The organism is Streptococcus australis, assembly GCF_040226615.1.
Taxonomy (GTDB): Bacteria; Bacillota; Bacilli; order Lactobacillales; family Streptococcaceae; genus Streptococcus; species Streptococcus australis_E.
In genome coordinates this window covers 117,886-131,328 of record NZ_JBCOAT010000007.1, presented here as the reverse complement: position 1 = coordinate 131,328, position 13,443 = coordinate 117,886, and the positions used below count along the sequence as shown (strand labels likewise).

The window sequence follows — 13,443 nt, the reverse complement described above, 5'->3', positions numbered from 1 at the left end:
TTCGGGAAGTAGCTCAGCTTGGTAGAGTACTTGGTTTGGGACCAAGGTGTCGCAGGTTCGAATCCTGTCTTCCCGATACTGTAGAAAGGTCGTGTGACCTTTTTTATTTTGTTATAACAAAAAAAGGCCATCAGGCCTTTTTTCATTATAATAGTTGGTATTCGTCAATTAGCATGATGGTTTCTCGTCCTTTGTTATCAACGATTCTGACTTGTCTTGGGTAGTAAGGGTCGAAAGGAATAAGGAAATCAACAGCGATTTCTAAGGGGAAGTCTTTTTGACTGAAGCGCAGGGTTGTTTTTCCTTTGCGATTGATCAGTTCAAATTTTAAAACAGAATTTAAGGGGTAAACATGTTTGAGATAGTTATCAATGACATACCAGAAACTATCGATAATATCATCTGGTAGGCTGGTCATGACTCCAAAACTTGCATAGCGACCTCTTGTATTTGTAAACGCCATAGTCTCTCCCTTCCTATTTTTTATTAAGTACATAGTACTTGTTTTACTTGGATATTGCAAGTATTAAGTTCGAAAAAAAGAGCTTTCGCTCTTTCCAACTTTATTTATTTCGCAGTTCAACATAACGGTTGTACCAAATTTTAATGTATTCCTCAGAGAATGGACCTAACTGGTTGTTAATCCAGTCTACAAGGATTTTGACATTTTCTTTTAGGATAAAGTCAATGTCATCTGAATAGTTCATTTTGCGTTTGTGCTGTTCGTATTCTTCTACGTCCAGCAGTTTCTTATCACCATCTGGGAAGACTTTGACATCAAGATCATAATCTATATACTTTAGTGCTTCTTGGTCCATATAATATGGACTGGCAAGATTACAATAATAGGATACTTCATTATCTCGTATCATAGCGATGATATTGAACCAGTACTTTTTATGAAAGTAGACAATTGCTGGCTCTCTTGTAATCCATCTTCTACCATCGCTCTCTGTGACGAGAGTATGATCATTGACGCCGATAAGTGCGTTTTCCGTAGTTTTTAGTACCATGGTGTCCCGCCAAGTTCGGTGGAGACTTCCATCATGTTTATAACTTTGAATTGTAATAAAGTCGCCTTCTTTAGGTAGTTTCATAACTTACCAACTTTCTACAATCTAAGTACATCCTCTATATTGTATCATATTTTCATGAAAATAAGGGATTTTCATGCATTTTTATTTAAAGGAATTCGCGAAGAGCTGTAGAAATGTCTGAGTAGTCATACCCTTTGCGAGCAAGAGCTTGGGTGAGGCGTTGTTTGAGTTCGTAGCCCTCATATTTTCGTGAGTATTTCTGATGCTGTTTTTCTAGTTCCTTCATAATCAGGTCGAGAGTTTGTTCTTCATCTTGCTCGATGTCTAATTGGTGATAGGCGTGCTTAGCAACTTCATAACTAAAGCCTTTATTGATGAGAGTTTGTGTGATTTTATCTTTTAAGGCTCTTGGTGGAAGTTTTTTAACGTATTGCTTAGCTAGTTTTCGGGCAGTTCGTTGAGCTACTTCGGAAAAATCAAATTCTGAGGTGACCTGATCAATATAGTGGGAAGAGACACCTTTTTGAATGAGCTTTTGCTTGAGGAGATAGGGTCCCTTGTCACCTGAGAGGTGATTGGATTGAAAGATAGCACGAGTATAGGCCAAATCATCGATCCATTTGTCTTCTTTTAGGGTGTTCATGACGGTTTCAATGGTAGATTCGTCAATTTCATGCTTGGCTAAGTAGTCGCGAACTTCGCGAGCTGTTCGGGCTTTAAAGGAAAGGTGGTAGAGGGCTAAATTTTTAGCATGGGAGAGCTGGGCAAAGGTTTGGATTTCCTTGAGTTCTTCCTGGCTAATTTCCTTGTCTCGTGAGAGCATGAAGCGGACGATGGTGTCTTCTGTAATGTAGAGGGATTCGGCTTGATCCAGCTCTAGAAGGTAGAGGCGTTTTTTCTTTTCTAACTTGGTAATTTTCATAGGATTCCTGTTTCGTTTGAGTTTTATTGCAGTATATAATCAGTCCTTCTCTCTATATTATTCGTATTCTTATTGAGAAATGGCCTGTAATTCCTTGTTTTTCTTTTCAATTTTATCATATTCTAAACGAATGAGAAACTACATGGTATAATAGACATATGAATCTAAAAGTTAAACAAAGAATTCCCTTAAAAATCAAGCGAATGGGAATTAATGGAGAAGGGATTGGTTTTTACAAGAAGACTTTGGTCTTTGTGCCTGGGGCCTTAAAGGGCGAGGATGTCTTTTGCCAAATTACTGCGATTCGGAAGAACTTTGCAGAAGCCAAGCTCTTGTCAGTCAACAAGGCTTCCAAGTATCGAGTAACGCCAACCTGTGATATTTATGAGACCTGTGGGGGCTGCCAAATCATGCATCTGAAGTACAGCAAGCAGTTGGAGTTCAAAACAGACTTATTGCAGCAGGCCTTGAAAAAATATGCTCCTACAGGCTATGAAAATTATCTAATCCATCCGACGCTTGGGATGGAAAAACCGCAGTATTATCGGGCCAAACTTCAATTTCAGACGCGTAAATTTAAGGGGCAGGTCAAGGCTGGTTTGTACGCTCAAAATTCCCATTATTTAGTTGAATTAAGGGACTGTCTGGTCCAGGATCCGGTCATTCAGGAAATCGCCAATCATGTAGCGGAGTTATTGACCTACTACCAGATTCCGATTTCAGATGATCGGAAGCAATTGGGAGTTCGAACCATCATGGTGCGTCGGGCTCGTAAGACTGGACAGGTCCAAATGATTGTGGTGACGAGTCGGCAACTCAATTTAACAGACTTAGTCGCGGATTTGGTAGAAAAACACCCTGAAATTGTGACGGTGGCAGTCAATCTGAATACCTCCAAATCCAGCGAGATTTATGGAGAGAAGACACAGATTATTTGGGGGCAGGAGACCATCCGAGAAGGGGTCTTGGATTATGAATTTTCCTTGTCTCCTCGGGCCTTTTACCAGTTAAATCCTGAGCAGACCGAAGTCCTCTATAGTGAAGCTGTCAAGGCTTTAGATGTATCGCCAGAGGATCATTTGATTGATGCCTACTGCGGGGTTGGGACCATTGGTTTTGCCTTTGCGGACAAGGTCAAGAGTGTCCGGGGAATGGACATTATCCCTGAAGCGATTGAGGATGCCAAATACAATGCTAAGCAGATGGGATTTGATAACACCCACTATGAAGCTGGGACGGCTGAGGAAATCATCCCTCGTTGGTACAAAGAAGGCTATCGAGCAGATGCAGTCATTGTGGACCCACCACGGACAGGACTTGGGATTCAATTGATTGACACCTTGTTGCGCTATGCCCCTCAAAAGATGGTTTATGTTTCTTGTAATGTTTCCACCCTAGCGCGAGACCTCGTGGATTTGACCAAGGTGTATGATGTCGTCTACATCCAGTCTGTGGATATGTTTCCCCATACAGCTCGGACAGAGGCTGTGGTGAAATTGGTCAAGAAAGCTTAATAGAACAGGGATTAACAAAGGATATTTGGCAAATCATGTATGAAAAGGCCAATCAGAGTGCCGAGGAGTTTTCCCAGGAAGCGCGTTAGTTTTCTAGGAGCTTAGATGAGAGAAGAATGTGAGAGTGAAAGATGGACAATAAAATTGATGTATCAATTCCCGTTGCTCAAGTCATTGATCAACATCCGGAAGTGTTAGATTTGTTGGTAGAGTTAGGCTTTAAACCCTTAGCCAATCCCATCATGCGCAATACAGTTGGGCGCAAGGTTTCCTTGAAACAAGGATCAAAATTAGAAGGCACGCCTATGGAGAAGATTGTGCGAACGCTAGAGGCCAATGGCTATGAAGTAGTGGGGCTAGACTAATGAGTGATGAACGAATTCATGTCTTGAGAGACATCTTATTAGACCTGCATCATGGAGCTTCTCCTGAGTCGGTCCAAGAGCGCTTTGATGCGACCTTTAGCGGGGTGTCTGCGATTGAGATTTCCCTCATGGAGCATGAGCTGATGAACTCCGATGCAGGCATCACCTTTGAGGATGTCATGGAGCTGTGCGATGTCCATGCGAATCTCTTTAAGAACGCTGTACAAGGAGTCGAAGTGGCAGATACAGACCATCCAGGTCACCCGGTTCAGATCTTTAAACAGGAGAACTTGGCCCTTCGGGCAGCTATGATGCGGGTCCGCCGTTTGCTGGATAATTATGAGACGACGGAGGATCCTGAGATGATTCAGGAGATTCAGAAAGGCTTGTTACGTCAGCTAGGCTTGGTGGGTCAATTTGATCGGCATTACCGTCGGAAGGAAGAGTTGATGTTTCCTATTATGGAACGCTATGGGCATGATTCTCCTCCTAAAGTCATGTGGGGGGTAGATGACCAGATTCGAGACCTCTTTGCGAAAACTCTGGATGTGGCCAAAGCCCTGCCTGATTCTGCCATTTCAGAAGTTAAAGAGCGCTTTGAAGCCTTTGCGCAAGAGTTTGAGGCTATGATCTTCAAGGAAGAGTCCATCCTCTTGATGATTTTACTGGAGGCCTTTACTCAGGATGATTGGCTATCTATCGCAGAAGAAAGTGATGCCTATGGTTATGCCATTATCATTCCGAGTGAGAAATGGGTGCCGAAACGTGTGGACTTCAAGGAAGAAGGACCAATAGAGACAGAAGGTTCAGGTGAAGCCCTTCCTTCTTCAAATGGAAGCGAGCAACGTCAGGTCATTGAGACTCCTGAGGGACAACTGACCATTACCTTCAGGCCTAAGAAAAAGGAAGAGAGTTTCGATCGCCAACAGCAACAAGCTTTTGGGCATGGCTTTCTCTCTGTGGAGCAGGCCAACTTGATCTTGAACCATCTACCGATGGAGATCACTTTTGTCAATAAGGATGATATCTTCCAGTATTACAATGATGCAGCGCCCTTTGAGGAGATGATCTTCAAACGGACACCGTCGCAGGTAGGACGCAATGTTGAGCTGTGTCACCCGCCAAAATATTTGGAGAAGGTCAAAGCTATCATGCAGGGGCTTCGAGAAGGGAAAAAAGACAAGTACGAAATGTGGTTCAAATCTGAATCACGTGGGAAATTTGTCCATGTCACCTATGCGGCAGTGCGCGATGAAGAGGGAGAATTTCAAGGTGTCTTGGAATATGTCCAGGATATCCAACCTTATCGAGAGATCGATACGGATTTTTATAGAGGATTGGAGTAAGAATGAGCTACGAAAAAGAGTTTATGAAAGAATTTGAGGCCTGGATCAAGACCCAGGTCATGATCAATGAGATGGCCCTGACAGAAAGCAAGAAGGTCTATGAAGAAGATCAGGACGAGCGGGCCAAGGAAGCTATGATTCGCTATGAGAGTCGCTTGGATGCCTATCAATTCCTTCAAGGGAAGTTTGCTAACTACCACGAGGGGAAAGGGTTCCACGATCTTCCAGATGGCTTGTTTGGAGAGAGAACTTATTAAAAGCTCTTTGTGAAGGCCTTTTACTGGCTGGATTTGGCTGAAAATAATGCAATGACTTGATTTTTCGAGGGATTGTGTTACAATAAAAAAGTTGAACAGACATCAACGAATTATTGAAAGTAATATTGGTGATGAAACCTTGTTGCCTTAGGGATTGATCACTGGATACGTAGGAGGAAAAATGGCAAAGAAGAACGTTAACCGTGCGAAACAATACAAACATCAAAATAGACATCTTTTGAAAAAAGCTGTCGCAACTGTAGGAGCAGCTGTTAAAGAAGCACCTAAGAAAGTTGAGAAAGCAGCAAAAGCAGTAGCGAAAGAAGTGAAACAAGCAGCTTCTTCAGTAGAAGAATTCGCTGCAAGCTTGGAAGGTGTAGCACTAGATCGTGCGCAAACATTCTATGATGAAGGTATTCGCTCTGTTGCGGACTTCGCAAATTGGACAGAGAAAGAGTTGTTGGCCCTTAAAGGAATCGGTCCAGCTACTATCAAAAAATTGCAAGAACTTGGTGTCAAGTTTAAATAATCGCTTTTGTGATTTCTTGCTATTTCCAGGAAAACTTGATAAAATGAAGCTGTTAGAGGTGTTTTGAGTCCCACATTTTACAGAAAGTGGCGGTGCTGAGAAGTCCACAAATGTGTCAAAACTAGTTGCTAATGGATGAAAAATTAAAATAAAAATGTCTTTTTGTTTAAAAGACGAGAGATGCGGGCGTTGCCCGAAATTGGGTGGTACCGCGGATTAATACATTCGTCCCTGTCAGATTCATGACAGGGACGATTTTTTTGTAGAAAGCGAGGGGGGAAGATGACAAGAGCAGAGTTACCAGAACGAATCGAAACGGAGCGTCTAGTCTTACGAGTCCGAACAGTGGCTGATGCAGAGGACATATATGCTTACGCTAGTCTTCCAGAAGTCTCCTACCCAGCAGGTTTTCCACCCGTCAAGACCTTGGAAGATGAGATTTATTACCTAGAGCATATCCTTCCCGAGCGCAATGAAAAGGACAATCTCCCAGCAGGATACGGCATTGTAGTCAAAGGGACTGATACCATCATCGGCTCTGTTGACTTCAACCATCGCCACGAAGACGATGTGCTAGAACTTGGCTATACCTTACACCCAGACTATTGGGGTCGAGGCTATGTGCCAGAAGCAGCGCGTGCCTTGATTGATCTGGCTTTTAAAGAACTGGGGCTTCATAAGATAGAATTGTCTTGCTTTGGCTACAATATCCAAAGTCAACGAGTCGCTGAGAAACTTGGTTTTACCCTCGAAGCTCGCATAAGAGACCGCAAAGATGCTCAAGGCAACCGCTGTGATGATTTGAGATATGGCTTGCTGAAGAGTGAGTGGGAGGTGGATTGATGCATGTTTTCATCATTGGAGCTCCAGCTGCAGGGAAAATGACCATTGGTCAGGAACTTTCGAAACTCACCGGTGCGACTCTCTTTTTCAACCATCAACCCATTGATTTCGCACTCGAAATCTATCAGGATTTTACGGAAGAAATGTGGGAATTTGTTCGTAGCGTTAACTTTTCTTTTCTTGGAACAAGCGCCAGGCATCATCGGTCGGTGATTTTAACAGGCGTAACTGATTTTTCAAATCAATACCATCTGATGTATTTGAAGAATATTCAAGATTTATTAAATGAGTATCATCAAGAGATTCTCTTTGTTGAATTAGAAACGTCTCTTGAGGAGCGCTTACGTCGCAATCGGACGGAGAATCGGTTGAAATACAAACCCTTGAAACGGAATTTTGAGGTATCTGAAAGAGAAATTTTAGAGACTGATAAAACAGATCAACTTAATTCTCAAAAGCAACCGAGTGGTCTTCACCACTACCTGAAAATTGATAATACGAATCTGTCTGCAGAAGAAGTCGCAAAGCAGATTCAAGAAAAAATGAAAACAATAGAGAAAGGACACACACATGTCTAAAGAACTTTCACCTAAATACAATCCAGCCGAGGTTGAGGCTGGTCGTTACCAAAAATGGCTTGATGAAGATGTTTTCAAGCCTTCAGGCGATAAAAAGGCTAAGCCTTATTCAATCGTCATTCCACCACCAAACGTAACTGGGAAACTTCACCTCGGTCACGCTTGGGATACTACTCTCCAAGATATCATCATCCGTCAAAAACGCATGCAAGGTTTTGATACGCTTTGGCTTCCAGGGATGGACCATGCGGGGATTGCGACTCAGGCTAAGGTTGAGGAGCGCTTGCGTGGTGAGGGCATTACACGTTATGACCTCGGTCGTGAAAAATTCCTTGAGAAAGTCTGGGAATGGAAAGACGAATATGCCACCACTATCAAGGAACAATGGGGTAAGATGGGGCTCTCTGTAGACTACTCTCGTGAGCGTTTCACTCTTGACGAAGGTTTGTCAAAAGCCGTTCGTAAGGTCTTTGTGGATCTATACAAGAAAGGCTGGATCTACCGTGGTGAGTTTATCATCAACTGGGACCCAGCAGCTCGCACAGCCCTTTCTGATATCGAGGTGATCCATAAGGATGTCGAAGGTGCCTTCTACCATATGAACTACATGCTGGAAGACGGCTCATGCGCCCTTGAAGTTGCGACCACTCGTCCTGAGACCATGTTTGGGGACGTTGCGGTTGCGGTCAATCCAGAAGACCCACGCTACAAGGACTTGATTGGTAAAAATGTTATCCTTCCAATCGCTAATAAATTGATTCCAATCGTTGGGGATGAGCACGCAGATCCTGAATTTGGTACTGGTGTCGTAAAAATCACGCCTGCCCACGATCCAAACGACTTCCTAGTTGGTCAACGCCACAACTTACCACAAGTCAATGTTATGAACGATGACGGAACTATGAACGACTTGGCCTTCGAATTTGCAGGAATGGACCGTTTTGAAGCTCGTAAGGCAGTCGTTGCTAAGTTGGAAGAAATCGGTGCCCTCGTTAAAATCGAAAAACGTGTCCACAGTGTTGGTCACTCAGAACGTACAGGTGTTGTGGTTGAGCCACGCTTGTCTACGCAATGGTTCGTCAAGATGGACCAATTGGCTAAGAACGCTATTGCTAACCAAGATACAGATGATAAGGTTGAATTCTACCCACCTCGTTTCAACGATACCTTCCTCCAATGGATGGAAAATGTCCATGACTGGGTTATCTCTCGTCAGCTCTGGTGGGGTCACCAAATCCCTGCTTGGTACAATGCTGATGGTGAAATGTACGTCGGTGAAGAAGCGCCAGAAGGTGACGGATGGACTCAGGACGAAGACGTCTTGGATACGTGGTTCAGTTCTGCCCTATGGCCATTCTCAACCATGGGCTGGCCGGATGTCGACTCTGAAGACTTCAAACGCTATTTCCCAACTTCAACCTTGGTAACAGGTTATGACATCATCTTCTTCTGGGTGTCTCGTATGATCTTCCAATCTTTGGAATTCACTGGCCGTCAGCCATTCCAAAACGTCCTTATCCACGGTCTTATTCGTGACGAGCAAGGACGCAAGATGTCTAAGTCACTTGGTAACGGGATCGACCCAATGGATGTTATCGAGAAATACGGTGCCGATGCCCTTCGTTGGTTCCTTTCAAACGGTTCTGCACCAGGGCAAGACGTGCGCTTCTCTTACGAGAAAATGGATGCTTCATGGAACTTCATTAACAAGATCTGGAACATCTCTCGTTACATCCTCATGAACAATGAAGGCTTGACCCTTGAGCAAGCAACTGCTAATGTGGAAAAAGTTGTTAACAAGGAAGCTGGAAATGTCACAGACCGCTGGATTCTCCACAACCTCAATGAAACTATCGGAAAAGCAACTGCCAACTTTGATAAGTTTGAGTTTGGTGTAGCTGGTCACATCCTCTACAACTTCATCTGGGACGAGTTTGCGGACTGGTACGTTGAGTTGACCAAGGAAGTCCTTTATAGCGATAACGAAGAAGAGAAAGTCATCACACGTTCTGTTCTCCTTTATACTTTGGACAAGATCCTTCGTCTCCTCCACCCAATCATGCCATTCGTGACAGAGGAAATCTTTGGACAAATCTCAGAAGGCTCTATCGTTACAGCAGAATACCCTACTGTTAACCCAGCCTTTGAAGACCTTGCTGCCCACACTGGTGTAGAAAGTCTCAAAGACTTGATCCGTGCTGTTCGTAATGCGCGTGCAGAAGTAAACGTTGCACCAAGCAAGCCTATCACCATCCTTGTTAAGACAAGTGATAGTGATTTGGAAGCCTTCTTTAACAGCAATGTCAACTACATCAAACGCTTCACAAATCCAGAACACTTGGAAATCGCATCGAACATCCCTGCACCTGAACTCGCTATGTCAAGCGTCATCACAGGAGCAGAAATCTACTTGCCACTGGCAGACCTCCTCAATGTCGAAGAAGAACTCGCTCGTCTCGACAAGGAACTGGCTAAATGGCAAAAAGAACTGGACATGGTTGGTAAGAAGCTCTCTAACGAACGCTTCGTAGCCAATGCCAAACCAGAAGTCGTCCAAAAAGAACGCGACAAACAAGCCGACTACCAAGCTAAATACGACGCGACCGTAGCGCGTATTGATGAGATGAAGAAACTCGTGAAATAAACACAGAAACACGGCGGAATGCCGTGTTTTTTTGGTATAATGAAACTATTAAATAACGGTAGAAAAGAGACGATCTATGCCAGATGGCGTAACTTTATTTCAAGATACTCTTATTAAATCATTAAAATATGGGTTTGTGGATAATGTCCAGTATCAAGAGGGTGGATATTCACCGCAGATTTTGATCAACGATCATGAAATGAAACGATATGTTTTGACGGATTTGCAAGAGGAGTTGAGCAAGTGCAAGACATTTTACATATCCGTAGCCTTTATTACACAGTCTGGGATAGCCTTAATTAAGTCGCAATTGTCTGATCTGATGGATAAAGGAATCCAAGGGAAAATTCTGATTTCTCCTTATCTTGATTTTAATGATCCAGTTGCAATGCAAGAATTGCTCAAGTTAGAGAATGTAGAAGTTCGTTTGACTCCAGAGAGTTTGCAGATGCATGCCAAGTTTTATCTCTTTGAGCATGAGGGAAGGCAGGTATTGATTTCGGGTAGTTCGAATCTGACCCACAATGCTCTCAAGATCAATTATGAGTGGAATATTAAATTGACCTCTACCCATAATGGCGAGCTTATTCGAGCTACTAAAGCTGAATTTGACAAGATTTGGGAGAAGTCGGATCTTTTGACAGATGACAAGATTGCTTCTTATGCGCGAAAACGTCAGAATGTCATTCGAGTGGATCAGATTCGCGAAGAGAAGACGGCTCAATATCAGAGTGAAATAATTAGTCCTAATGAAATGCAAAAGGATGCTTTAAAAGGCTTGCAAGCGATTCGTGATTCTGGGAAAAAGAAGGCTTTGGTCATCAGTGCTACTGGGACAGGAAAGACCTTTCTATCAGCTTTTGATGTTCAACAGTTTAAGCCAGAAAGAATGCTTTTCATTGTTCACCGTGAGCAGATTCTACAGAAATCGTTAACGGATTTTCAAAAGGTCTTGCAGTTTTCTGATGCAGAAGCTCTTATTTATCACTCTGGGGATGATTTGACGGGCAAAAAATATGTCTTTGCCACTATTCAAACCCTATCACGTGAGCAGAATTTAGGCCTATTTTCAAGAGATTATTTTGACTATATTCTGATTGATGAAGTTCATAAGGCTGGTGCTGATTCTTATAAAAAAGTGATGGCGCATTTTCAACCAGAATTTTTTTTAGGGATGACAGCTACTCCCGAACGAACTGATGGGCAAAATATTTATGAACTATTTGATTATAATATCGCCTATGAAATCCGTCTACAAGATGCTCTGGATAATGATATGCTTTGCCCATTTATTTATTTTGGGGTAAAGGATATCGAAGTCGAAGGACAGTTAATCAATGAGAATACTACGATCGCAAACTTAACATCCGAAGAGCGCGTGAAGCATATTATTAAAAAGATTGATTTTTATGGAGTTAGTGGAGAGAAAGTGAAGGGCTTGATGTTCTGTTCCTCTAAGAAAGAAGCTCATGACTTAGCATCCAAACTAAACCAAAAGGGGAAACGTTGTCGAGCCTTAACAGGTGAAGATAATATGGAGACCCGGAATGAAGTCGTTGCCCAACTAGAAAAAGGAGAACTAGACTACATTCTGACAGTAGATATTTTTAACGAAGGAATTGATATTCCATCGGTCAATCAAGTTGTGATGTTGAGGAATACTCAATCAAGCATTGTTTTCGTACAACAGTTAGGTCGAGGACTACGGAAGCATGAAAGCAAAGAATATGTGACCATTATCGATTTTATCGGAAATTACAAGAATAACTATCTAATTCCTATTGCTTTGTTTGGTGATAAATCGATGAATAAAGATAATTATCGTCGAGAGCTTCGAGAACCAAATATTCTAAAAGGATTGACGACCATCAATTTTGAAGAAGTAGCTAAGGAACAAATCTTTAAGTCCATCACTAATACTAATTTATCGAATAAAGTTTTGTTGAAAGAAGCTTATATTGAGACGAAGAACCGGATAGGTCGTATTCCAAAATTAAGTGATTTTTGGAAATTAGATACTTTGGATCCATTCATCTTTTTTGATAGCTTTAATCATTATGGAGAAGTTATCGATTCTTTTGACAAGGATGATTCATTTGTTAAAATTTCTGAGCTAAATGGATTTCTAACTTTTCTTTGTAAAGAGTTATCAAATGGAAAGAGGAAAGCAGATCTTTATCTTTTAAAATTCTTGCTGGAAAAAGAAAAGATTTCGCGTTCGGATTTTGAAAAATTCGTAAAAGAAGAGAATCTAGGAGCTTCTAATGAGTTGTTGAAGTCTATTGAGAATTTCTTGACCTATAGCTTTTTTGTTAAAAGAGATCAGGAAAAGTATGGTGTATCAGCTTTGGCTATCAAGAATGATATTTATCAACTGTCACCATATTTTGCTCAATTTCTGACAGATGAGTATAAGGATTTTATATTAGATATCATTCAGACGGGTCTTTATCGTTCTGAAAAGTATCCACAGAATCCGTTGACGATCGGGGAAAAGTATTCTCGTAAAGACGCTGTGAGACTACTCAACTGGGATAAGGATGAGAGCTCGACTGTTTATGGTTATAAGGTTAAACATGGAACTTGTCCGATTTTTGTCACTTATCACAAAGAGGATGATATTACTGAAACAACTCAGTATCAAGATGGTTTTTTATCAAATAAAGTCTTTCACTGGTATTCTAGGAGCAACAGGAGTTTCAAGTCAAAAGAAGTAGCCGAGATTATGCAGTCTAATGATACTGGATTGACCCTTCACCTGTTTATAAAAAAAGAGGATGGTGAAGGAAGTGATTTCTATTATCTTGGACCAGTCCGTTATATTGAGGATAGTGCTCTTGAAACTATAATGCCAGATGGCAAAACACCTGTAGTGACCATGAATTTTGAACTGATCAATGAAGTTCCTATAACACTTTATGATTATTTAACAAAAAAATAAGAGGTATACCTCTTATTTTTTTGTTAACAATTCTACAGCTGGACGATCGACAGGTGCCCAGTTAAGCAATTTTAATTCATGTGGTGCTAGCCAAGTAGAATTTTGGTGTTCTAACAACTCTAGGTTTCCTGAGAGTAACTTGGCGTGATAGGTTTTCATAACGACAGTCCCGAAATCATAATCATAGGAGGCCTCGTTCACAAAGGAGATAATTTCAATTTCAGAATTTAATTCTTCCTGTATTTCACGAATGAGCGCTTGTTCAGGAGATTCTCCTGCCTCTAATTTTCCACCTGGAAATTCCCAAAAGCCTCCCAAGCTTTTTCCTTCAGGTCTCTGAGCACAAAAGATTTTTCCATCTTTTTCAATAGCAGCTGCAACAACGTGAATAATTTTTTTTGACATAATTTTCCTCCTCTTTCATTGTATCAGAAATTGGTTGAAAGAAGCAATTAAAGAATTAATCC

The 13,443-nt window shown here is 41.8% G+C and carries 13 protein-coding genes and 1 tRNA gene; 10 read left to right on the top strand and 4 right to left on the bottom strand.

What is annotated here, in order from left to right:
• Window positions 1-2 precede the first annotated feature (2 nt).
• Window positions 3-76: transfer RNA gene (locus ABT997_RS07645), tRNA-Pro, on the top strand.
• Between the two features lie 69 nt (window positions 77-145).
• Here ABT997_RS07645 and ABT997_RS07640 read toward each other — a convergent pair.
• The 3 genes from ABT997_RS07640 to recX form a co-directional block, all read right to left on the bottom strand.
• The gene (locus ABT997_RS07640) at window positions 146-463 is read right to left on the bottom strand and encodes a DUF960 domain-containing protein (RefSeq protein WP_048690403.1); all 318 of its coding nucleotides are present in this window, start codon (window positions 461-463) and stop codon (window positions 146-148) included.
• A gap of 100 nt (window positions 464-563) precedes the next feature.
• A complete protein-coding gene (gene ntdP / locus ABT997_RS07635; protein ID WP_006596828.1) occupies window positions 564-1,097 on the bottom strand; it encodes a nucleoside tri-diphosphate phosphatase in 534 nt (177 codons plus the stop codon).
• 85 nt (window positions 1,098-1,182) lie between these two features.
• Window positions 1,183-1,959, bottom strand: coding sequence for a recombination regulator RecX (gene recX / locus ABT997_RS07630; RefSeq protein ID WP_350019102.1), 777 nt, complete (start codon window positions 1,957-1,959; stop codon window positions 1,183-1,185).
• A 158-nt stretch (window positions 1,960-2,117) separates the two neighbouring features.
• Here recX and rlmD point away from each other — a divergent pair, with 158 nt between their 5' ends.
• From rlmD to ABT997_RS07585, 9 genes are all read left to right on the top strand, one after another.
• Window positions 2,118-3,473 (top strand): 23S rRNA (uracil(1939)-C(5))-methyltransferase RlmD, encoded by a 1,356-nt coding sequence (gene rlmD / locus ABT997_RS07625; RefSeq protein WP_350019101.1) that lies wholly within the window; start codon window positions 2,118-2,120, stop codon window positions 3,471-3,473.
• A 131-nt stretch (window positions 3,474-3,604) separates the two neighbouring features.
• On the top strand, window positions 3,605-3,838 hold the full coding sequence (locus tag ABT997_RS07620; protein WP_006596822.1) for a DUF1858 domain-containing protein: 234 nt from the start codon (window positions 3,605-3,607) through the stop codon (window positions 3,836-3,838).
• Complete coding sequence (locus tag ABT997_RS07615) at window positions 3,838-5,184, top strand: DUF438 domain-containing protein (protein ID WP_350019100.1); 1,347 nt, start codon at window positions 3,838-3,840, stop codon at window positions 5,182-5,184. The genes ABT997_RS07620 and ABT997_RS07615 overlap by 1 nt, the downstream gene beginning before the upstream one ends.
• Before the next feature lie 2 nt (window positions 5,185-5,186).
• The gene (locus tag ABT997_RS07610) at window positions 5,187-5,441 is read left to right on the top strand and encodes a DUF1912 family protein (RefSeq protein WP_006596820.1); all 255 of its coding nucleotides are present in this window, start codon (window positions 5,187-5,189) and stop codon (window positions 5,439-5,441) included.
• A gap of 181 nt (window positions 5,442-5,622) precedes the next feature.
• Window positions 5,623-5,970, top strand: a complete 348-nt coding sequence (locus ABT997_RS07605; RefSeq protein WP_048715836.1) for a helix-hairpin-helix domain-containing protein — start codon at window positions 5,623-5,625, stop codon at window positions 5,968-5,970.
• A 282-nt stretch (window positions 5,971-6,252) separates the two neighbouring features.
• A complete protein-coding gene (locus tag ABT997_RS07600; protein WP_350019099.1) occupies window positions 6,253-6,813 on the top strand; it encodes a GNAT family N-acetyltransferase in 561 nt (186 codons plus the stop codon).
• Window positions 6,813-7,391, top strand: coding sequence for an AAA family ATPase (locus ABT997_RS07595; protein ID WP_129268574.1), 579 nt, complete (start codon window positions 6,813-6,815; stop codon window positions 7,389-7,391). Before ABT997_RS07600 ends, ABT997_RS07595 begins: the two co-directional genes overlap by 1 nt.
• Window positions 7,384-10,035 (top strand): valine--tRNA ligase, encoded by a 2,652-nt coding sequence (locus ABT997_RS07590; protein ID WP_350019098.1) that lies wholly within the window; start codon window positions 7,384-7,386, stop codon window positions 10,033-10,035. The genes ABT997_RS07595 and ABT997_RS07590 overlap by 8 nt, the downstream gene beginning before the upstream one ends.
• Window positions 10,036-10,111: 76 nt before the next feature.
• Window positions 10,112-12,976 carry a DEAD/DEAH box helicase gene (locus tag ABT997_RS07585; RefSeq protein ID WP_350019097.1) on the top strand — a complete coding sequence of 955 codons (2,865 nt, stop codon included), beginning with the start codon at window positions 10,112-10,114 and terminating at the stop codon, window positions 12,974-12,976.
• A 12-nt stretch (window positions 12,977-12,988) separates the two neighbouring features.
• On the opposite strand, the gene ABT997_RS07580 is transcribed toward ABT997_RS07585, so the two are convergent.
• Window positions 12,989-13,381 (bottom strand): (deoxy)nucleoside triphosphate pyrophosphohydrolase, encoded by a 393-nt coding sequence (locus ABT997_RS07580; RefSeq protein WP_111674393.1) that lies wholly within the window; start codon window positions 13,379-13,381, stop codon window positions 12,989-12,991.
• Between the last annotated feature and the right edge of the window lie 62 nt (window positions 13,382-13,443).